Below are 19766 nucleotides of genomic sequence, written 5' to 3' on the forward strand. Positions count from 1 at the left end.
GGCGGGAAACCGCCTGTTGTGGTAGTATCCACCGGTTGAATCGAGGTTCCGGCACGACCCCCTCCCGCAGAGGGCTGCGCCGGACTGGACCGCTACCAGACAACGGAACCCGAATGGCAGAAACCGCCAAGGAAATCATCCAGGTCAACCTGGAAGACGAGATGCGCAAGAGCTACCTCGATTACGCCATGAGCGTGATCGTGGGCCGCGCGCTGCCAGATGCGCGCGATGGCCTCAAGCCGGTGCATCGTCGTGTGCTGTTTGCGATGAATGAACTCAACGCGCACAGCAACAAGCCCTACTTCAAGTCGGCGCGTATCGTCGGTGACGTCATCGGTAAGTACCACCCGCATGGCGATCAGTCGGTGTACGACACGCTGGTGCGCCTGGCACAGCCATTCTCGCTGCGTTACATGCTGGTCGATGGCCAGGGTAACTTCGGTTCGATCGATGGCGACTCCGCCGCGGCGATGCGATACACCGAAGCGCGCATGTCGCGCCTTGCGCACGAGCTGATGGCGGATATCGACAAGGAAACCGTCGATTTCCAGCCCAACTACGACGAGAAGGAACTGGAGCCGACGGTCATGCCGACCCGGTTCCCGAACCTGCTGGTCAACGGTTCGGCCGGTATCGCGGTGGGCATGGCGACCAACATCCCGCCGCACAACCTGAGCGAATCGATCAATGCCTGCATCGCGCTGATCGACAACCCGGAGATCGATGTCGACGGCCTGATGGAGTACATCCCGGGTCCCGATTTCCCGACCGCGGGCATCATCAATGGCACCGCCGGCATCGTCGCCGGCTACCGCACCGGCCGTGGCCGCGTGCGCATCCGTGCCAAGGCCGATATCGAAGTGGCCGACAACGGCCGCGAATCGATCATCGTCACTGAAATTCCTTACCAGGTGAACAAGGCGCGTCTGATCGAGAAGATCGCCGAGCTGGTCAAGGAAAAGAAGATCGAAGGCATCAGCGAGCTGCGCGATGAGTCCGACAAGGACGGCATGCGCATCTACATCGAGATCAAGCGCGGTGAATCTGCCGAGGTTGTGCTGAACAACCTGTACCAGCAGACGCAGATGGAATCGGTGTTCGGCATCAACATGGTGGCGCTGGTCGATGGCCGCCCGCAGTTGATGAACCTCAAGCAGATGCTGGAGGCGTTCGTCCGTCACCGCCGCGAAGTGGTCACCCGCCGTACCGTGTTCGAGCTGCGCAAGGCGCGCGCCCGTGCCCACGTGCTGGAAGGCCTGACCGTCGCGCTGGCCAACATCGACGAGATGATCGAACTGATCAAGACCTCGCCGAACCCGGCCGAAGCGCGCGAACGCATGCTGGCACGCGTGTGGGAGCCGGGCCTGGTCGGCTCGATGCTCGGCGCCGCCGGTGCCGAGGCCTCGCGTCCCGATGACCTGCCCAAGGGCGTGGGCCTGATCGAGGGCGGCTACCAGCTGACCGAGATCCAGGCGACGCAGATCCTGGAAATGCGCCTGCACCGCCTGACCGGGCTGGAGCAGGACCGCCTGACCGAGGAATACAAGCAGCTGCTGGAAGTGATCGCCGGGCTGATCCACATCCTGGAAGATCCCGACCGCCTGCTGCAGGTGATCCGCGAAGAGCTGCTCAACGTCAAGGCCGAATTCGGTGACGAGCGCCGTACCGAGATCCGCCACAGCGAAGAAGATCTGGACATCCTCGACCTGATCGCGCCGGAAGACGTGGTGGTCACCGTGTCCCACGCCGGCTACGTGAAGCGCCAGCCGGTCAGCGTGTACCGTGCCCAGCGTCGCGGCGGTCGCGGCCGCAGCGCAGCATCGACCAAGGAAGAGGATTTCATCGAGCAGTTGTGGCTGGTCAATACGCACGACACACTGTTGACCTTCACCAGTTCGGGCAAGGTGTTCTGGCTGCCGGTGTACCAGCTGCCCGAAGCCGGTTCCAACGCCCGCGGTCGCCCGATCATCAACTGGATTCCGCTGGAACCGGGCGAGCGCGTGCAGGCCGTACTGCCGGTGCGCGAATACGCCGACGGCCAGTTCGTGTTCTTCGCCACCCGCAACGGCACGGTGAAGAAGACGCCGCTGAGCGAATTCGCCTTCCGCCTGGCCCGCGGCAAGATCGCGATCAACCTCGACGAGGGCGATGCCCTGGTCGGTGTCGGCCTGACCGATGGCGAGCGCGACATCCTGCTGTTTGCCTCCAACGGCAAGACCGTGCGCTTCGGCGAGGACAAGGTCCGCTCGATGGGCCGTACCGCCACTGGCGTGCGCGGCATCAAGATGCCGGCCGGCGAGGAAGTGGTCAGCCTGATCGTGGCCGAAAGTGCCGGTGGCATCGAGGACGAGAACGAGGACGACAACGGTGTCGAGGAATCCGCGGCCAATGGCGATGCGGTGATCGACGGCGCCGATGACGCCAGCGTTCAGTACATCCTGACCGCCACCGAGAACGGCTACGGCAAGCGCACTCCGCTGCCGGACTACCCGCGCAAGGGCCGTGGCACGCAGGGCGTGATCGGCATCCAGACCACCGAGCGCAACGGCAAGCTGGTTGCCGCGGTGCTGATGGGCTCCGGCGACGAGGTCCTGCTGATCTCCGACGGCGGCACCCTGGTGCGCACCCGTGGCTCGGAAATCAGCCGCGTCGGCCGCAACACCCAGGGCGTGACCCTGATCCGTCTGTCCAAGGACGAAAAGCTGCAGGCGGTGGAGCGCATGGATGCCTCGATCGATGAGGACGAGGACGAGGTGGCTGCCGCTGCCCCGGCCGCGACCGAAGCCACCCCGGCGGCCACCGGCAACGAGGACGCTGTGCAGGAGTGATCCTGTCACCACGTTGAGGTACCCGACGACGCCGGCCTTGTGCCGGCGTCGTCGTATCCGGATGCAATACATACGCGCGCGCTTCACGTCGGCGGTGGGATAACGGCGCATGCTGCCCCCGGAGATCGACGATGTCCGCCACGCCGCCGTCCGCTCCTGCTCCTGTCCGCGCGCCCCGCCATCCCCTGGTCACCGTACTGTCGCTGCTGCTGGTTGTACTCGGCCTGGTCATCGGTGGTCTGGGTGCGTGGCTGCTCAGCCTTGGCGGATCGGCGTACTACGTCATCGCCGGGTTCGGTCTGCTGGCCAGCGGCATCCTGTTGTTCGGCAACCGCCGCAATGGCGCGCTGCTGTACGCGCTGGTGTTCGTCGGGACGCTGTTGTGGGCCTGGTGGGAGTCGGGCAGCGACTACTGGCGCTGGGTGCCTCGGCTGGGCCTGGTGACCGCACTGGGCATCGTGCTCGCCTTGATGGCGCCGACCCTGCATGCGCCGGTATCCAGACGCCTGTCGCGCAGCGTTGCCGGCGTGCTGATGCTCGTGTTCGTGGTGGCCTTCGGCCTGGCGTTCGCACCGCATGGCGAAGTGGACGGGCACCAGCCGTTCCCGGAAGGTGCGGTGGGTGCCGGTCTGGAGCCGACCCGTGACACCACCGGCCTGCAGCCGGCCGACGAGCCGGCTGACGGTGATTGGCCAGCCTGGGGCCGCAGCAATGCGGCCACCCGCTACTCGCCGTTGCAGCAGATCACCCCGGCCAATGTGGCTACACTGCAGCCGGCCTGGCAGTTCCGGACCGGCGACCTGCCAAAGAAGCGCTGGGGCGCGGAAACCACGCCATTGAAGGTCGGTGACCGGCTCTACCTGTGCACGGCACGCAATCGCCTGATCGCGCTCGATGCCGGCAGTGGCAAGGAGCTGTGGCGCTTCGATCCGAAAGTGAAGGACGCCTCGATTCCGTATACCGCTGCCTGCCGGGGCGTGAGCTATTACGAGCAGCCGAGCATGCCGACGATCGCCGATGCAGCGCTGGCCGATGTCGCCGCCGATCTGGCCTTGCCCGAGCCGCCGCCGAGCGTTACCCGCAGCGCCGCGCCGGGCAGCCGTCCCGCATGCTGGGCACGCGTCATCGAAGGCACGCTGGACGGCCGCATCATCGCGGTGGATGCGGACAGCGGCCGCCCGTGTGCCAATTTCGGCAACAATGGCCAGGTCGACATCACCCTGGGCATGGGCGAGGTGCCGTCGGGCTATGTCTCGATCACCTCACCGCCGGCGATCGTGCGCGGTGTGATCGTCACCGGCCACCAGGTGCTCGATGGCCAGCGCCGCGACGCGCCCTCGGGCGTGATCCAGGCCTACGACGCCGTCACCGGCAGACTGCGCTGGGCCTGGGATATGGACCAGCCCGATCGCAATGGCCTGCCGCCGCGCGAACAGACTTACACGCGCGGCACGCCGAACATGTGGACCATCGCCACCGGCGATGATGCGCTGGGCCTGGTCTACCTGCCGCTGGGCAATTCCGCCGGCGACTACTGGAGCGGCTCGCGCACCGAAAACCAGAACCGCTATTCGACATCGCTGGTGGCGATCGACGTGGCCACCGGCAAGCCGGCCTGGCACTTCCAGGCGGTACGCAAGGATGTGTGGGACTACGATCTGGGATCGCAGGCCAGCCTGATCGATTACCCGACGGCCGCCGGCAAGGTGCCGGCGCTGTTGCTGCCGACCAAGCAGGGCGACTTGTACATTCTCGACCGCCGCAATGGCCAACTGCTGAGTGCAGCGGAAGAGCGCAAGGTGCCCGTCGGTGGCGTCGAGCCCGAGCAGCGTTCGCCCACCCAGCTGTTCTCGCTGTACCACACGCTGCGCCGCGAGCATGACCTGACCGAGCGCGACATGTGGGGGCTGACCCCGATCGACCAGCTCGTCTGCCGCATCCAGTTCCGCAAGGCCTATTACGAAGGCTTCTATACGCCGCCGAGCAGTGGCCGCCACTCCATCCAGTACCCGGGCTACAACGGCGGTTCGGACTGGGGCAGCGTGTCCATCGACACGCGCCGTGGCGTGATCGTGGCCAATTACAACGACATGCCCAACTACAACCGGCTGGTGCCCCGTGCCGAGGCCGACCGGCTGGGCTGGCTGCCGCGCGAGAAGATCCGCGCTGACAAGGGCGCTGGCGAAGGCGCCGGTGATCCGCAGGTAGGCACGCCGTATGGCATCCAGGTCAATGCCGGCTGGCGGCTGCCGTTTACCGGTCTGCTGTGCAAGCAGCCCCCTTATGGCGGCATCCGCGCCATCGACCTGCGCACCGGCAAGCTGCTGTGGGACCGCCCATTCGGCAGTGCGCGTGGCAATGGACCGTTCGGCATCCGCTCCGGCCTGCCGATCGAGATCGGTACGCCGAACAACGGCGGTTCGGTGATCACCGCCAGTGGCCTGATCTTCGTCGCCGCCGCCACCGATGATCTGCTGCGTGCGATCGATCTGAAGACCGGCAAGGAGCTGTGGCACGCCAAGCTGCCAGCGGGCGGGCAGGCCAACCCGATGGTGTACGAACAGGGCGGCCGTCAGTACGTGGTGATCATGGCCGGCGGCCACCACTTCATGGAAACCCCGAAGGGTGATTACGTGATGGCCTACGCGCTGCCGGCAGGGCGGAAATAGAGGCGGCCATCGGCCGCCCCCATTGCATGACGTCGGATCACACCGCTACTACCACCTTGCCGATCTGCTCGTTCGATTCCAGGTAGCGGTGTGCCTCCTGGATCTGTGCGAACGGGAACACCTTGGCGATCATCGGTACCAGCACGCCCTTGTCCAGGCCGTCGACGATGAAGGCCTTGGCACGGGCCAGCGCCGCATCGTCGGAGACGATTTCCGAGTACAGGTAGCCCTTCAACGTCAGTGACTTGCCCAGCACGTTGAACAACGGGAAGGGGGTCGGTTCGCTGCTCAGCGCGCCGTACTCCAGCAGGATGCCGCCGCGGGCCATGGCCTCGGTCAGCGGCACGAACTGCGGGCCGCCGATCGGGTCGAACACCACGCGGGCACCGGCGCCATCGGTGATGCGTGCCACTTCGGCAGCCAGTTCCTGTTCCTGCGTGGCAATGACGTGGGCCGCGCCGGCATCGAGCAGGGCCTGGCGCTTGCCGGCACCGCGGGTGACCGCGATGGGCGTGGCGCCCACGGCGTTGGCGATCTGGATGGCGGCCAGGCCGACGCTGCTGCTGGCGGCAGTGATGATGACGAAGTCACCGGCAGCCAGCTTCGCCTGCTCCAGCAGCGCGCCCCAAGCGGTGACGTACTGCATCCATACCGCTGCGGCCTGCTCGAAGCCCAGCGACGTCGGATGTTTGACCACCAGCCGCGCCGGCACGTTGGCCAGTTCGCCATAGGTGCCCCAGCGGGCGATATCCAGCGGCGGCACCACACTGACCGCATCGCCAGCGGCGAAACCGCTGACGGCGCTGCCCACCGTTTCGACCACCCCAGCTGCTTCGTATCCCAGTCGGCTGGGGAACTGCGCCTGCTGCAGGTACGCGCCGTTGCGGAACATCACCTCGGCGCGGTTCAGGCCGATCGCCTTGACCCGGATCTGCACCTCGTCGGCGGCGGGGGCGGGAACGTCGATCTCGTCGATGCGCAGCACTTCGGCGCTGCCATATTCGTGGATGCGGACAACCTGACTCATGGGGGCTCCAGGGAAGGGCCGGCGATCGGGCCGGCGGGAAAGTGGCGGCCACTATGCGCGTGGTCTGCATCCAGAATAAGGGGTAATCTGGCGTTTCATTGGAAAATATTCGTTTGCAATGGACCTGATCGCTCCCCTCCGGACCTTCGCCAAGGTGGCCGAGGTCGGCTCGTTCGCCGCCGCCGCCGACGCGTTGGACCTGTCGCCGCAGCTGGTCGGCAAGCATATCCAGGCGCTGGAACAGCATCTGGGGGTGCGCCTGCTCACCCGCACCACGCGCAAGCAGAGCCTGACCGATTTCGGCCAGGCCTATCTGGTGCGGGCGCGGGTGATCCTGGAGGAAGTGGACGGTGCCGAGCAGCTGGCCGAGGTGGCTCGCGGACGGCCGATGGGGCGCCTGCGCATCAGTGCACCGGTCACCTTCGGCGTGCATGCACTGGGCCCGGCGGTGGTGGCGTACATGCAGGACTATCCGGACGTGCAGGTCGATCTGAATCTGTCCAACAGCCTGGTCAACATCGTCGAAGAAGGCTACGACCTGGTGTTCCGCACAGGTGACCTGGCCGACAGCGGATTGGTGGCGCGACGGTTGGGTCCGTATCCGCTGGTACTGTGCGCGGCGCCGGCGTACCTGGCGTCGCGTCCGCCGATTGCCCATCCGAGCGACCTGAGCCGGCACGAGTGCCTGGGCTTTGCGCATTCGATCATCCGCACCCGCTGGAGCTTCCGCGATCCCGATGGCAGCGTATTGAGCGTGCCGGTGTCCAGCCGCTTCATGGTCAACCAGGCCGAGCCGTTGTTGACAGCAGCGGTGGGGGGCTTGGGGCTGATCCTGCAGCCGTACGAAATGCTGGCAGCCGCACTCACGCGCGGCGAACTGGTGGAAGTGCTGCCGACGTTCGTGCCGGTGTCGACCTGGATCAATCTGGTGTACCCGCGCGACCGCCAGTTGACGCCCAAGCTGCGCAGCTTCCTGGATTTCTGCGTGGCGCGCTTCAGCGAGCAGAGCATGGCGCGGCGGTAGCGCGGGCATCGGTTAGCATTTCTTCGACTACCTGCGAAGGATCGCCCTGTGATGTCTTTTCTGCTGTTCCAGCAAGCCGCCGGCTTTCTGCTGCTGGCGTCGTTGTCCGGCGGCAGCGAGGCCGCAGAGCCGCCCCCTGCGCAGGCGCTGGCCGAGTGGGAGGTCCAGGGGCGCGCCGACGGCCTGGCGCGACCCGATACCCAATGCCAGGATTTCCTGCAGGCGATGGGGCGCAAGCCTGCAGGGTTGGAGTACGTGGGCTGCCGCCAGGACGACGCGTCCTACATCAAACCCATGGAAGCCCATTACCGCGTTGCAGGCGCCCGGGCCGAGCAGGTCGAAGCGTATCTGCATGCGATGTTCGGCATGCCGATGTTGCGCTACACCTGCTGTGGCTGGAGCAATGGCGCGCCATACACCTGGCGCGAAGGTCCGGATACGGTGAGGTACCAGATCGGCATGGGCGTGGAATCGCTGCCGCATGCACGGGATGAGTGGCAGCGCATCGAAGCGTTCAACGTCACGGTTGAGGTGCTGCGGCAGAGCCCGTAGCGTGGATGCGGCGGGCGGATCCTTGGTCTAGGATGCGTACAGGGATCTCGGCAAAGGAACTGCGATGAGGGCTGTCGAACGTCTGCTTCTCTGCACTGCGCTGGCCTGCCCGGTTCTGATGGGCGCGCCGGTTTCTCTTGCAGTTGCCGCAACCGCCTCCGAGCGTGCACATCCGCATGCGCAGGACGCCATCGATGACTGGCTTGTTGCCTTCAACGCAGGCAGCCTCGATGCGTTGCAGGCATTCGCCGACAGGTATGCGAAGAAGGAGGGCAGCGGTCCCAAGGACTATCTCGAGTTACGTGAGAGTGCCGGCCCGCTGCGCGTGCTGGAAAAACGCGAGAGCGCGCCCGGTCGCGCGAAGCTGCTGGTGATGGGCCAGCTGAACGAACGCGCGATGTGGGTAACGGCGGATATGGACCCGGACCGTCCGGCGCACCTGAAGCTGTTTCAGATCGAAGGCACCGAAACACCAGACAAGTACAAGCCGAAACGCGTTGCGTTGGCGGCCCTGATGGCTGACGTCAGGACGAAGCTGGAGGTGCTGCGTACTCAGGACGCGTTGTCGGGAGCGCTGCTGGTGGCGCGCAATGGCAAGGTGCTGTTGGATTGGCGGGGTGGCGAGGCGGATCGAGAAGACGGGATTCCGGTAGGGGCGGATACGCGCTTCCGGCTGGCATCGTCCAACAAGATGTTTACCGCAGTTGCGATCCTGCAGTTGGTGCAGGCCGGCAAGTTGGGGTTGGACGATACGATCGGCAAGCGCCTGCAGGACTACCCGAACAAGGCCGTCGCCGATGAGGTGACCGTTCGCCAACTGTTGACCCATACCAGTGGCCTCGGCGATTTCTTTGGCGATGATTTCGACCAGTATTCGGCCTCGCTGAAAACGCTGGACGACTACGTGCAGCGCTTCGCCAAGGATGCACCGCAGTTCACGCCCGGCAGCCAGGACAGCTACTCCAACTACGGCTTCATCGTGCTTGGGCGCATCATCGAGGTCGTATCCGGGCAGTCGTACTACGCCTATGTGGAAGACCACATCCTGCATCCGGCTGGCATGAGCGGCACCGGTTTCGTGCCGGAAGCGGTGAAGGTGCCGCAGCGTGCCGTCGCCTATACGAAGACGAATGGGCAATGGACGCGTGAAACGAAGTCGCTGCCCTGGCGCGGCATGTCCGCCGGCGGCGGTTACAGTACGACCACCGACATGCTGAAATTCGCCGAGGCGCTGCGCAGCGGAAAACTGGTCTCGCCGCGCTTGCTGCAGCAGGCCACCACAGCACAGAACCACAAGCGCTGGTATGGCTTTGGCTTCGTGGTGCAGGGCGAGGGCAGGGAACACCAGTACGGCCACGAAGGCGGTGCGCCTGGGTCGAACAGTGCCATCGTGGTGATGCCTGCGCAGGGTTATGTGGTCGTTGGCCTGGCCAATGTCGATCCGGATGCGATCGGCAACGTGGTCAACTACATCGCGCGCAGGTTGCCGTTGTAAATGTGACGGGTATCGGTCATTCCGGTACCCGCACCATCCTCGTCATCAGGTGTTCCACCACACCGGCCGGATCGGCGGTGCGGCCGACGTGCGTGCTCGACATCTGCACGATCGAACTGCGCTTGGCGGTGAGGAAATGAAAGCGCGCGCGCGCCGGCAGCTGCGCGATCGGTCCAGCGGTGGCATCGCCACGGCAGATTGCCACGATCGCATCCAGCCACGGTTGCAGTGCCTCCAGATCCAAAGCCGGCGCGAAGGCGTACAGGCGCGCCGGATCGATCTCGATGGCCGCTTCCAGATGCCGTGCACCTGGACAGGACACGATCACTCCGACGTTGATGAACTCTTCGCGCTCCACCCGCGGCACTACGCGGATGACCGCATAGTCATACGTGTGCAGCGTGGGCACGGATGGCCTCCTGCACAAACACGGCACGCACCTTCAGACGGTGCTTGAGGTAGTCGATGTAGCCCTGGCGATAGGCCTGCGGGCTGTCGAACGCCGGTTCGTCCACCAGCCAGCTGTCCGGCACCAGGCCGACGATGCGCTCGATTTCGGCATCGGTCAGGTGTGCGGCCAGCTCGGCATCCACCTCGCCGATGCGGCTGGCGAACGACAGCAGCACATGGTCACGGATCAGCACGAACGGCTTCTCGCAGGCATCACCGGCGTTGGCCCAGTCGTGGTGGAAGTACATCGCCGCACCGTGGTCGATCAGGTACAACCTGCGGTGCCACACCATCAGGTTGGGGTTGCGCGTGGTGCGATCAACATTACTGGTGAACGCATCGAACCAGACGATGCGGGAGGCGAGGTCGGCGTCCACCGGCATCGCTGCCGGGTCGTAATTGATCGCGCCCGGCAGGTAGTCCAGGCCCAGATTCAGGCCCTCGCTGACACGGATCAGCTCCTGGATCTCCGGGTCGGGTTCGGTGCGGGCGAACTCGCGGTCCAGCTCGACGAACAGGATCTCCGGAATAGGCAGGCCCAGCGTACGCGCCATCTCGCCGGCGATCAGCTCGGCGATCAACGCCTTGGGGCCCTGACCGGCGCCGCGGAACTTCAATACGGCCATGCCGTCGTCGTCGGTCTCGACCACGGCGGGCAAGGAGCCGCCTTCCCGCAAAGGGGTGATGTAGCGGAGGGCATGTACGGTGCGCATGGGCGCATTCTAGCGTGGCGCCCAGGTCGAGTGCCTGGGCGGGAGCGCCGGGCAATGCCGCGACGGCTCCCCCTTCTTTCCTCAGTGCGACAACGCGCCGCGCTGCTGTTCCTGCACCTGTTCGCGCTGGCGGGCCTGCTCCTGCGAGGCATGCTCGGCCTGCCGCTGGTTGACCACGGCCAGGTTGTCCAGGCTTTCCTGCACGGGGCGCTGCGCCGCCTCTACGGTGGGCGAGTGCGCCCGCAGCGAGGATGGATCATCCAGCGGCCCCTTCACCACGAAGATGTGCTGCGCGGCGGCGGCATCAGGCGTCTGGCGGCTCAGCACCACATGGTCGACACGGTCTAGCCCGTTTTCGCGGGCCAGTACCAGCAGGCTGGCGCTGAGGCGTTCGCTGGAGGCATCGAAACTGCGACCATTGGCGGCGTCCAGTTCGGCCACCTTGCCGCGGATCTGCTCATGCAGGGAACGGTCACGTCCTTCTGCAAGCGGCGCGGGCGCGCTGTCACCCTGTGCGGTGATGGGCACGTGGACGTGCGTGCTGTCGGTGTGGTCGAAATAGTGCAGCGTGGACGGCGAGGTGCTGGTATCGAAGTAGGGCTGACGTGCCGGCGAACCTTCGCCGAGATACAGGCCATTCTGTTCCAGCAGGCTTTCGTGCAGGCCCAGCTGCTTCATGTTCACTTCCATCCGGCTGATGCCATCGGGTGCCGGGTTGAGCGCTTCGTACTCGCAGGCGCGGCCGATGGCGTAGGCCCCGTAGTAGTTCTGGTAGTCCGAGTTGCTGTTGTGGCCCAGTCGTGAGGTCACACCCTCGTCGTAGTAGTGCTTGCCCATGCCTTCGATGTTGGCCGCCGTCGCGGTCATGCTCAGATCATCGTTGAGCGTCAGGTCCGGATGGGCGGCATAGGTGATCGGCGGGCCGGGCTGCAGGCGAACGAACTGATGCGATCGCGTGTTCGCGTCGTACAGATCCTGCAGTGTCGCTTCCGGTTTGGCCGTCTGGACCCGGCTGACCAGCGCGTTCCAGCCCTCGATGTTGGCCGCGGCCTCGTCGCGACGGTTGGCGGCCAGCAGGGTGCTGATCGCCTGGGTGTAGTCGTGGCCGGTGGTACGGCCGGCCACCTCCACAAGATCGGCTTCGAACTGCTCGCCGGCGCGCTCGGTACCCGCATGGTTGAAGCCATGCTGGATCTCGTGGCCCAGTACAAAGGTCAGTTCCGCCGGATCCAGCGTGGACAGCGAGGCAGCAGGCAGTGCGATCGTCTTCGTATCGCCGAGATAAGTGCCTCCGGCGCTGGTTGCGGCCGGCTGCAGTTCGAAGTGCTTCAGGTGTCCGGCCGCGATGGCGGCGTCGACCTGCTTTGCCAGGACCGGGGACTCGGTGATGATCCTGCGCAGGTTGTCGACCTGGTCGGTGGTGACGTCGGGCTTGCCGGCGAACTCGCCCAGCAGGCGTTCCGTCTCTGCTGAAAGGGTCGTCATTGATGTCTCCCCCTGTTACTGCACGGTCACGAGGCGCACGCAGGCATGCGTGGCGTCGCCGTTGGCATCGGGATTCCCGGGCATCGTGTCGACCTTGATGCTCAGCTGCGGTCGATTGAAGCGCTCATGGATCACCCGGCCGTGCTCGCCGCGCACCGTCTCGCGCTTGAAACCTGCGGCAGCCAGTGCCGAGGCGAACTGGTTGAAGTCGATCTGGCAGACCGGTGCTGCCGAGGCCTTCTGGTCGGTGCTGGTGTCGATGAAGTTCAGGTCCAGCCGGGCATCGGCTGCGCCGGCCCGCTTCACTTCCAGGCCGTAGCCCCATTCCGGCGTCAGTGTGCCGCCATAGCCGAAGTGCCCGGGGCCGAAGGTCTGCGCCGGTGCCTGCATTGCGGCAGACAGGCGTTCGGCGGTGAATTCGCGGGTGGACGTCGTGGCCTTGATCAGGTCCAGCAGGCGCAGCAGCAACTGCTTGGCATCGAGCGGGGAAGACGCAGCGGTCTCGGATAAGGAGGAGGGCATGGTATCGGTTCCTTGAGAAGTCGGCGTGCGGTCGGCGGCATGTGCGCAGGCGCTCAGCGCGGCCACAGACAAAGCGATGGTCCACGGTCGTATGAATGCGTACCGGGGCATGTGCGTTCCTTGCAGATTGAGGGCTGACCCTAGGGCCGGCGGGGTGAAGCAGAGGTTAAGCGCAATCGAGCAGCAGGAAAACGGGTGGAAAGAGGAAGTGAGGCGCAGTCTTCACTTCGCCCTTCCGCCGGCGATGGCAGCATCTGATTCCACGGAGCATCAACCCCGCGTGTGACCTTCAACAGGAGGCCGTCATGCCGCTACAGCGCAGCTGTCACGCTTCACCCTGCATGCTATGCAACGCGTGGTGTTGACCCTGGCCTGATACGGTCACTTCGCCGGCAAGGATGGCCGCCGTGCGCAGCACCTGCCCACATTCACCCATTGCGGATCCGGCACTTCGGTGTAGGCGCCACAATGAAAACACCTGCCCGCTTCCAGCGTGCCCAGCGATGCTGCCGGAGATCCCCGCGCGTGCAGGGCGCCTTAGTCCACGATGTTCCTGCAGGCTTTTGGAGGTGCACCGATGAGCGACGAATTCAATCCCATGCTGCCGCCCCTGGACGATGCCAAGGTCGAGGAGATGATCGGCAAGGTGGTGCTGGTGGGCGTGACCCGCTACGGCGGCGACGGCCAGGTGCAGGGGCTGGAGCAGTACGCAGGCACCGTGCTGCGCATCAGTGTCGACGAAGGCGTGGTGCTGGCCGACGGCAACGATGGCCATGAACGCTACCTGCCGCCGATGCTCGACCAGTACCAGCCTGCCGCGCCGGGCGAGTACCGCATGCGCAGCAGCGGCGGGATCGTGATCGATCCGGACTACCTGGCCACCTGGGACATGCACGCCCAGCAGTAGTGCCAGGCCATGCCTGGCAGGTGCCGGGCTGTGATCGGCAGCCGCCGGACCTGCACTTTGCCCCATCCGGCCACTAGCCCTTCCGGCCCATTCACGCACACCCCTGCGGTGCTAGATTCGGGTCCATGCCCGATGCCGGGTACCCATTCACACACAGGGGATAAGGATGCTGATCCGTCGAACCTCGCTGGCGGCGGCCGTTGCCGTTGCCACCGTCGGCCTGCTGGCCGCTGGCCCGGCGCTTGCCGACTACGCCAAGCCGCCCGAACACCTGCTCAAGGTGCTCAAGGCCCCGCCGCCGCCGGCACCGAACGTGGCCCCGGGCGGCCAGCGCCTGCTGCTGACCACCGCGCAGACCTATCCCTCGATCAGCCGCGTCGCCCAGCCGTACCTGAAGCTGGCTGGCGTGCGCCTGGAGCCGAAGAACCGCAGCCGCCACGACACTCCGGGTGGCTATGGCATTCCGGCCTGCGTGGCCGACTTCACCCTGGTCGACATCGGCAGCAGCAAGGAAACCAAGGTGAACCTGCCGCAGGGCTGCGCCACCGGCGCGCTGTGGTCGGCCGACGGCAGCCACTTCGCTTTCCAGAATGCGGTCGATACCAGCGTGCAGCTGTGGGTGGGCGATGCCGCCACCGGCCAGGTGAAGCAGGTGCCGAACGTGCAGCTGAACCCGATCTTCGGCTACACCGTGCAGTGGCTGGGTAGCAGCCAGAATCTGCTGGTGAAGCTGGTTCCGGCCAACCAGGGCCCGGCGCCATCCGATGGTGGCGTGCCGACCGGCCCGGATGCGCAGGAGTCGCTGGGCAGCAGCGGCGAAAGCAGCACCTATGAAGCCCGCGACACGCTGACCAGCGTGCATGACGAAAAGCTGTTCGCCTACTACGGCGCTTCGCAGCTGGCCGTGGTGGACACCGCCGCCAACAGCGTGCGTCCGGTCGGTCAGCCGGCACTGTTCAACGAAGTCAACGCCGCGCCCGATGGCGTGCACGTGCTGACCGAATCGATCAAGGCACCGTATTCGCACGCGGTGACCTACCAGCGTTTTGCCAACGACGTGGCCGTGCTGGACATCGCCAGCGGCAAGGCCACACCGATCGCCAGCCTGCCGCTGGCCGACCGCGTGCCGGTGCATGGCGTACCGGAAGGCCCGCGTGGTTTCGACTGGCGTGCCACCGATGCGGCCACTCTGGTCTATGCCGAAGCGCTGGACAAGGGTGACTGGAAGGTCAACGTACCGCATCGTGACCGCGTGCTGATGCTGAAGGCGCCGTTCAACGGCAAACCGACCGAAATCACCCGCACCGTGCAGCGCTTTGAAGGCTTCGCGTGGACGGCCGATCCGGCCGTCGCCTTCCAGTACGAGAACGATGAGAACCGCCACTGGATGCAGACCCGCATCGTCGATGTGGACCAGCCGAAGCAGGAAGGCCGCCTGCTGTGGGACATGTCCAGCGATGAGCTGTACGGCAATCCGGGCAACCTGGTGTTTACCCGTCTTCCGAATGGCGCGCAGGTGGTGCGTCGCGACGGCAACCATGTGTTCCTCAGCGGCCGGGGTGCTTCGCCGCAGGGCGACCGTCCGTTCCTGGATCGGCTGGATCTGGGCACGCTGAAGAGCGAGCGTCTGTTCCGCAGCAATGCCGATGCCTACGAGCAGTTCCTCGGCTTCAGCAACACGCCAGGCCGCTACCTGACCTGGCACCAGTCGGTGATCGATCCGCCGAATGCCTTCATCCGCGCGCAGGGCGAAGCCATCGCCGATGCGAAGGCCGGCGAGGCGCAGTTCGCCTCCACCGCGACCGCGCTGACCAAACTGGTCGACCCGACCCCGGAAGTGCGCCAGATCAAGAAGCAGCTGGTGACCTACAAGCGCGCCGATGGCGTGGACCTGTCGTTCACCCTGTACACGCCGCCGGGCTACAAGCAGGGCCAGCGCGTGCCGGCGATCCTGTATGCGTACCCGGCCGACTTTGCCAATGCTGCCCAGGCGGGCCAGGTGTCCGGCTCGCAGCAGACCTTCACCCGTCTGCAGCCGTACCGGCTGATGCTGCTGGCCGGCTACGCGATCATCGACAACGCGTCATTCCCGATCGTGGGTGATCCGAAGAACGCCTACGATACTTACCTGGAGCAGCTGGAAGCCGACGCCAAGGCGGCGGTGGACAAGGCCGTGGACATGGGCGTGGTCGATCGCAACCGCATCGGCGTGACCGGTCACAGCCATGGTGGCCTGATGACCGCCAACCTGATCGCCCACACCAAGCTGTTCAAGGCCGGCGTGGCGACCAGCGGTTCTTACAACAAGACCTTCACTCCGTTCGGCTTCCAGAACGAGCGCCGCTCGGTATGGCAGGCGCAGGATGTGTACCTGAAGGCCTCGCCGTTCTTCTACGCCGACAAGATCAAGCTGCCGCTGCTGCTGGTCCACGGTGAGGATGACGCCAACCCGGGCACCGAGCCGTTCCAGTCGCGCAAGCTGTACCAGGCGATCCGTGGCAACGGCGGCACCACCCGCCTGGTGATGCTGCCCAACGAGCCGCACTGGTACACCGCGCTGGAGTCGAACGAACAGCTGGTGTCTGAGATGCTGAACTGGTTTGATACCTATGTGAAGAACGCCAAGTAGAGTCGAGCTTGCTCGACTGCTTTGCACAAGGCCGCCTGCGGGCGGCCTTTCTGCATCCCATGGAACCGAGCCCACACTCCGCTGCTGTCCGCCCGAGGTAAGGAAGCCCGATGAAGACGTGGTTGTTGGCACTGGCAATGTTGAGCGTTTCACCCGCCGCGATGGCCACGCCGTCACCGGTGAGCGTCCACGTGACGTACGACTGGTATGGCGGGGGCAGTGTCTCGGAACGTTGGCTCATCCAGCGCGATGCGCGTGGCGTGGTCACCCGCGTAACGATTGCCGGCACACCTGGTGCCAAAGCGCGATTGCCGGTGCCGTTGTCGGCCGGTGCGATGGCCGCGTTCGAGGCAGCGCTGCAGGCGCCTGCGCTGAGCAGGGAAGCCACCATGGATCGGATTGCCGCGCGCTTGGACCGACCGACGATGCTGGCGCTGGATCCCAGCCTGCGCAGCATTCCGGGGTCCAGGTGCTCGTTTCCCCAGCAGCAGGAGTGGGCCCGGCAGGCACTGGCCACGCAGGGGCTGCAGTGGCGCGTGGCACGGCATTTCGAAGGGATGTGGACCGATGACGTTCCCTTGATGACCGTGGTAGTGAAGCGACCGGGGCGCCCGGACGTGGTGCTTGTATCGACGTCGCAGAAGCTGATGATGCTGCCGTGGAAGCGGTTGTCGTCGCCCAACTTCGATCAACAGGTATTGGCGCGTACGCCGGATGAATGGCGGCCGGCCTTGAGCGAGGCGCTGAATGCGCTGCTGCCCAAGGGCGAACGCTCTCGCCAGCGTTTCCAGATCGGGTGGCTGCAGGGCCGGCTGCGCAACGATCTGGCCTTGGAGGCGTTGGGCTGTGTCCCGCCGCGCAGGGGAAGTGCCGGATAAGTCTCCTGGCGTGTTCTGAAGTCGTCTGTGGAGACTCGGTAACGACGTGTTACCAGCACATTCGCCCGTCATGCAAATGGGCTAGGCTGAGCCCGTGTGCTTGTTCCAGGTCGATGCAATGAAAGCCATCATTCTTGCTGCAATGCTGTCGTTGGTCCTGGTTTCAACCGCCCATGCGCAGCCACTGCCCGTAGAACTGGCGCAGCTGGGTATCGTTGCCGGCATGCCCTACGCCAAGGCCAAGCGCCTGCTGGATGCCGCAGGCTGGCAGGCCCGGCGGGCAACGGGTGCCCCGGAGTCGCTGGAAGGCTTTCCGGAAGTGGGATGCCAGAAGGGCGCAACCGGCTGTGCGACGACCTTCGAAAAGGGCGGGCAGCAGGTCGCGGTGCGGCTGGGCACTACCCTGGCAGGGCAGCCGTTCGTGCAGGGCGCAGACTGAGCGCCCGCGCCCGCGCCCGCGCTCACGCCAGCGGCAGGCGATCCTGCGCGTGCGACAGCCGGTCGTGCAGGTCGCGCACATGCTCGGCCTTGGCGTGCACCCGCGCGGTATCACCGAAACTGCGCAGATAGGCGCAGGCCGCGAAGCCGGTGCTCTTCTTTTCGTAATCGGCAATCCAGGCCAGGCGGTCGGGATTGTTGGCCTGTTCGGATGACCATGCCGCCACCGGCGGACGGATGCGATACCTCAGGCCCACACGCCATGGCTTCGGTGTCAGTCGTGCACGGAAGCAATGCTGCAGCCGGCACATGCGCGCGTACAACACATCGGTGCCCAGCGCCTTGAAGAACTCCTGCAGCTGTGCATCTTCGGGAGAGAACGTGGCGTGCATCGCCAGCACGCGCAGCCCGGCGGGCGTGCGGTAGGCACGCAGGTGCCAGTCCGGATGCTGTCCGCTGAAGGATTCCACGCGCTTCAATGCCAGTCCTTCGGCGCCGCCGGCGGCCGCCAGGCGCTGCCGGCGCCGCATCAGCAGCGCCGCATTGACCAGCACCACGGCCGCCACGCCGAGTACCAGGCCCACCAGCCAATGCCAGAGCAGGGTGCCGGTGATTGCGCCGGCCAGCAGCACAACCGCAGCGATGATGGCAGGTATCACGCAGCCTGCCGGTGGCTGCGCATGGTCGATGTCGGCGAACAGTACCTCGGGGCTGTTCAAGCACAGCGCGCCATAGCTGTTGCGGGTGATGATGACATCGCCGTCGCGCTGCACGATCTGCTCGCGGATCGGCACGCCCTCCACACCGTAGTTACTGCGCACCTCGCGGCGCGGCAGCGCCTGTCCGGCGATGATGGCGTTGAGCGCTTCGTGGGCGCGTGCATCGGCGTGCGATTGGGCTTCGGCCGGGCCCTCGTCGGACCAGCCGAAGCGGCGCACGACCACCGGCCGGCCACGGAAACGGGCCTGCAGGCGGGCTTCGGCCCAGTACGCGGGAACGATCATCATCGTGCGGTGCTCCATCATCCGTGGCAGGTGCCAGAGTGAGTCTGGCACAGCCCCCGCAGGCCCGCATCCACCCTCTGCGGGGGGCGGACGGAATGATAGATTGCGCGCTTCGAATGCACTCCACCAAGGACGGAGCGATGTCCATTCCCCTGCGTTGCCTGCTTGCCCTGGCCTGTGCCGGGGCGGTTGGCGTGGCTTCGGCGGGTACACCGCCGGGGCCGCAGATCGTCACCACCGATGCCAGCCGCTTCTACGAACTCTATGACAGCACCGGCGGCAAGCCCAGCGTTGCCCAGCTCGGTGGCTACCTGACCGAAGGAACCACCGGCCTGGCCGCCCTGGCGAAAGCGCGGAAGGTCACTCCCGAACGCATTGCCGAGGCCCTGGCGGGCCAGCCCGCGCTGTATGCGCAGGGACGCAGCTGCCTGACCGAGCTTCCGGCGGTGAAGCAACGGCTGGTGCAGGTGTTCGACAACCTGCAGGCGATCTACCCGCAGGCGGCTTTCCCGCCGGTGACGATCGCGGTCGGTCGTGGCCGGCCGGTGGGGCTGACCTCGAAAAGCGGCGTGATCATCGGCCTGGAAGCGCTGTGCGCCGCCGATTTCATGAACCCCAACGTGCAGGACCGCTTCGTACATGTGATCGCGCACGAGTACGTGCACATCCAGCAGACCGGCGTGACCGACCTTGAGCCGGGTGACCCGCGCGCGACGGTGCTGCGTGTTTCGCTGGGCGAAGGTATCGCCGAGTTCATCGCCGAGCTGATTTCCGGCAACGTCGGCAACGGTCGCCATGCCGCCTGGACCCGTGGCCGGGAAGTGCATATCGAAAGTGCGTTCGCGCTGGACGTGGACAGCACTGATCTGTCGCCGTGGTTGTTCAACTACAGGCCCGGTTCGCAGGCGCCTTACGATCTGGGCTACTGGGTGGGTTACCGCATCGCCAAGGCCTACTACCTGCAGGCCAAGGACAAACGGGGTGCGGTGCGCGCGCTGATCCAGCAGGACAACCCCAAGGCGATCCTGGCCGCCAGTGGCTGGACGCCGGGCATGTGGATGCCGGCGAAGGTGACCGGGGTGGCAGCGCGGTCGGCAGCGCGGTAAGCGCCGCGGCGCGCGCTAGACTGGGGCGGATGTCACCGG

16 protein-coding genes are annotated in these 19766 nt (G+C 65.7%); 10 read left to right on the plus strand and 6 right to left on the minus strand.

Going from position 1 to position 19766, the window contains the following annotated elements:
• The first annotated feature begins 113 nt into the window (after nucleotides 1–113).
• Together gyrA and ABH900_RS14650 are read left to right on the plus strand one after the other, a co-directional pair.
• A complete protein-coding gene (gene gyrA, locus ABH900_RS14645; protein ID WP_429623774.1) occupies nucleotides 114–2828 on the plus strand; it encodes a DNA gyrase subunit A in 2715 nt (904 codons plus the stop codon).
• A 131-nt stretch (nucleotides 2829–2959) separates the two neighbouring features.
• A complete protein-coding gene (locus ABH900_RS14650) occupies nucleotides 2960–5497 on the plus strand; it encodes a membrane-bound PQQ-dependent dehydrogenase, glucose/quinate/shikimate family (protein ID WP_429623776.1) in 2538 nt (845 codons plus the stop codon).
• A gap of 37 nt (nucleotides 5498–5534) precedes the next feature.
• Here ABH900_RS14650 and ABH900_RS14655 read toward each other — a convergent pair whose 3' ends face one another.
• Nucleotides 5535–6524: a zinc-dependent alcohol dehydrogenase family protein gene (locus ABH900_RS14655; protein WP_429623778.1), complete on the minus strand. Its 990-nt coding sequence runs from the start codon at nucleotides 6522–6524 to the stop codon at nucleotides 5535–5537.
• A gap of 118 nt (nucleotides 6525–6642) precedes the next feature.
• Between ABH900_RS14655 and ABH900_RS14660 the strand changes: the two genes are divergently transcribed.
• The 3 genes from ABH900_RS14660 to ABH900_RS14670 all read left to right on the plus strand — a co-directional run bounded on the left by ABH900_RS14660 (nucleotide 6643) and on the right by ABH900_RS14670 (nucleotide 9595).
• Nucleotides 6643–7548, plus strand: coding sequence for a LysR substrate-binding domain-containing protein (locus tag ABH900_RS14660; protein WP_429623779.1), 906 nt, complete (start codon nucleotides 6643–6645; stop codon nucleotides 7546–7548).
• 51 nt (nucleotides 7549–7599) lie between these two features.
• Nucleotides 7600–8100: a DUF4952 domain-containing protein gene (locus ABH900_RS14665; protein ID WP_429623781.1), complete on the plus strand. Its 501-nt coding sequence runs from the start codon at nucleotides 7600–7602 to the stop codon at nucleotides 8098–8100.
• Between the two features lie 64 nt (nucleotides 8101–8164).
• The gene (locus tag ABH900_RS14670) at nucleotides 8165–9595 is read left to right on the plus strand and encodes a serine hydrolase domain-containing protein (RefSeq protein WP_429623783.1); all 1431 of its coding nucleotides are present in this window, start codon (nucleotides 8165–8167) and stop codon (nucleotides 9593–9595) included.
• Nucleotides 9596–9611: 16 nt separating this feature from the next.
• Here ABH900_RS14670 and ABH900_RS14675 read toward each other — a convergent pair whose 3' ends face one another.
• The 4 genes from ABH900_RS14675 to ABH900_RS14690 all read right to left on the minus strand — a co-directional run bounded on the left by ABH900_RS14675 (nucleotide 9612) and on the right by ABH900_RS14690 (nucleotide 12765).
• Nucleotides 9612–10004, minus strand: coding sequence for a DUF3037 domain-containing protein (locus ABH900_RS14675; RefSeq protein ID WP_429623785.1), 393 nt, complete (start codon nucleotides 10002–10004; stop codon nucleotides 9612–9614).
• The gene (locus tag ABH900_RS14680; RefSeq protein WP_429623787.1) at nucleotides 9982–10758 is read right to left on the minus strand and encodes a HipA family kinase; all 777 of its coding nucleotides are present in this window, start codon (nucleotides 10756–10758) and stop codon (nucleotides 9982–9984) included. The genes ABH900_RS14675 and ABH900_RS14680 overlap by 23 nt, the downstream gene beginning before the upstream one ends.
• Nucleotides 10759–10839: 81 nt before the next feature.
• Nucleotides 10840–12243 carry an XVIPCD domain-containing protein gene (locus ABH900_RS14685; protein ID WP_429623789.1) on the minus strand — a complete coding sequence of 468 codons (1404 nt, stop codon included), beginning with the start codon at nucleotides 12241–12243 and terminating at the stop codon, nucleotides 10840–10842.
• 15 nt (nucleotides 12244–12258) lie between these two features.
• Nucleotides 12259–12765 (minus strand): hypothetical protein, encoded by a 507-nt coding sequence (locus tag ABH900_RS14690; RefSeq protein WP_429623790.1) that lies wholly within the window; start codon nucleotides 12763–12765, stop codon nucleotides 12259–12261.
• 577 nt (nucleotides 12766–13342) lie between these two features.
• On the opposite strand from ABH900_RS14690, the gene ABH900_RS14695 reads away from it, so the two are divergent.
• From ABH900_RS14695 to ABH900_RS14710, 4 genes are all read left to right on the plus strand, one after another.
• On the plus strand, nucleotides 13343–13672 hold the full coding sequence (locus ABH900_RS14695; protein WP_429623792.1) for a hypothetical protein: 330 nt from the start codon (nucleotides 13343–13345) through the stop codon (nucleotides 13670–13672).
• Nucleotides 13673–13838: 166 nt separating this feature from the next.
• Complete coding sequence (locus ABH900_RS14700; protein WP_429623794.1) at nucleotides 13839–16301, plus strand: prolyl oligopeptidase family serine peptidase; 2463 nt, start codon at nucleotides 13839–13841, stop codon at nucleotides 16299–16301.
• 110 nt (nucleotides 16302–16411) lie between these two features.
• Complete coding sequence (locus ABH900_RS14705; protein ID WP_429623795.1) at nucleotides 16412–17179, plus strand: hypothetical protein; 768 nt, start codon at nucleotides 16412–16414, stop codon at nucleotides 17177–17179.
• A 118-nt stretch (nucleotides 17180–17297) separates the two neighbouring features.
• Nucleotides 17298–17618, plus strand: coding sequence for a hypothetical protein (locus ABH900_RS14710; protein WP_429623797.1), 321 nt, complete (start codon nucleotides 17298–17300; stop codon nucleotides 17616–17618).
• 22 nt (nucleotides 17619–17640) lie between these two features.
• On the opposite strand, the gene ABH900_RS14715 is transcribed toward ABH900_RS14710, so the two are convergent.
• Nucleotides 17641–18624 carry a hypothetical protein gene (locus ABH900_RS14715; protein ID WP_429623798.1) on the minus strand — a complete coding sequence of 328 codons (984 nt, stop codon included), beginning with the start codon at nucleotides 18622–18624 and terminating at the stop codon, nucleotides 17641–17643.
• A 137-nt stretch (nucleotides 18625–18761) separates the two neighbouring features.
• On the opposite strand from ABH900_RS14715, the gene ABH900_RS14720 reads away from it, so the two are divergent.
• The gene (locus tag ABH900_RS14720; RefSeq protein ID WP_429623799.1) at nucleotides 18762–19727 is read left to right on the plus strand and encodes a DUF2268 domain-containing putative Zn-dependent protease; all 966 of its coding nucleotides are present in this window, start codon (nucleotides 18762–18764) and stop codon (nucleotides 19725–19727) included.
• The last annotated feature ends 39 nt before the right edge of the window (nucleotides 19728–19766 follow it).

It is taken from the genome of Stenotrophomonas sp. AN71 (assembly GCF_050435725.1).
Lineage (GTDB): Bacteria > Pseudomonadota > Gammaproteobacteria > Xanthomonadales > Xanthomonadaceae > Stenotrophomonas.

Excerpts from the sequence above, each read along its gene's own strand:
- ABH900_RS14690 (WP_429623790.1), bottom strand. The coding sequence starts at position 12,765 with ATGCCCTCCTCCTTATCCGAGACCGCTGCGTCTTCCCCGCTCGATGCC.
- ABH900_RS14710 (WP_429623797.1), top strand. The coding sequence starts at position 17,298 with ATGAAAGCCATCATTCTTGCTGCAATGCTGTCGTTGGTCCTGGTTTCA.
- ABH900_RS14715 (WP_429623798.1), bottom strand. The coding sequence starts at position 18,624 with ATGATGATCGTTCCCGCGTACTGGGCCGAAGCCCGCCTGCAGGCCCGT.
- ABH900_RS14695 (WP_429623792.1), top strand. The coding sequence starts at position 13,343 with ATGAGCGACGAATTCAATCCCATGCTGCCGCCCCTGGACGATGCCAAG.
- ABH900_RS14660 (WP_429623779.1), top strand. The coding sequence starts at position 6,643 with ATGGACCTGATCGCTCCCCTCCGGACCTTCGCCAAGGTGGCCGAGGTC.
- ABH900_RS14700 (WP_429623794.1), top strand. The coding sequence starts at position 13,839 with ATGCTGATCCGTCGAACCTCGCTGGCGGCGGCCGTTGCCGTTGCCACC.
- gyrA (WP_429623774.1), top strand. The coding sequence starts at position 114 with ATGGCAGAAACCGCCAAGGAAATCATCCAGGTCAACCTGGAAGACGAG.
- ABH900_RS14720 (WP_429623799.1), top strand. The coding sequence starts at position 18,762 with ATGTCCATTCCCCTGCGTTGCCTGCTTGCCCTGGCCTGTGCCGGGGCG.
- ABH900_RS14685 (WP_429623789.1), bottom strand. The coding sequence starts at position 12,243 with ATGACGACCCTTTCAGCAGAGACGGAACGCCTGCTGGGCGAGTTCGCC.
- ABH900_RS14705 (WP_429623795.1), top strand. The coding sequence starts at position 16,412 with ATGAAGACGTGGTTGTTGGCACTGGCAATGTTGAGCGTTTCACCCGCC.
- ABH900_RS14650 (WP_429623776.1), top strand. The coding sequence starts at position 2,960 with ATGTCCGCCACGCCGCCGTCCGCTCCTGCTCCTGTCCGCGCGCCCCGC.
- ABH900_RS14680 (WP_429623787.1), bottom strand. The coding sequence starts at position 10,758 with ATGCGCACCGTACATGCCCTCCGCTACATCACCCCTTTGCGGGAAGGC.
- ABH900_RS14655 (WP_429623778.1), bottom strand. The coding sequence starts at position 6,524 with ATGAGTCAGGTTGTCCGCATCCACGAATATGGCAGCGCCGAAGTGCTG.
- ABH900_RS14670 (WP_429623783.1), top strand. The coding sequence starts at position 8,165 with ATGAGGGCTGTCGAACGTCTGCTTCTCTGCACTGCGCTGGCCTGCCCG.
- ABH900_RS14665 (WP_429623781.1), top strand. The coding sequence starts at position 7,600 with ATGTCTTTTCTGCTGTTCCAGCAAGCCGCCGGCTTTCTGCTGCTGGCG.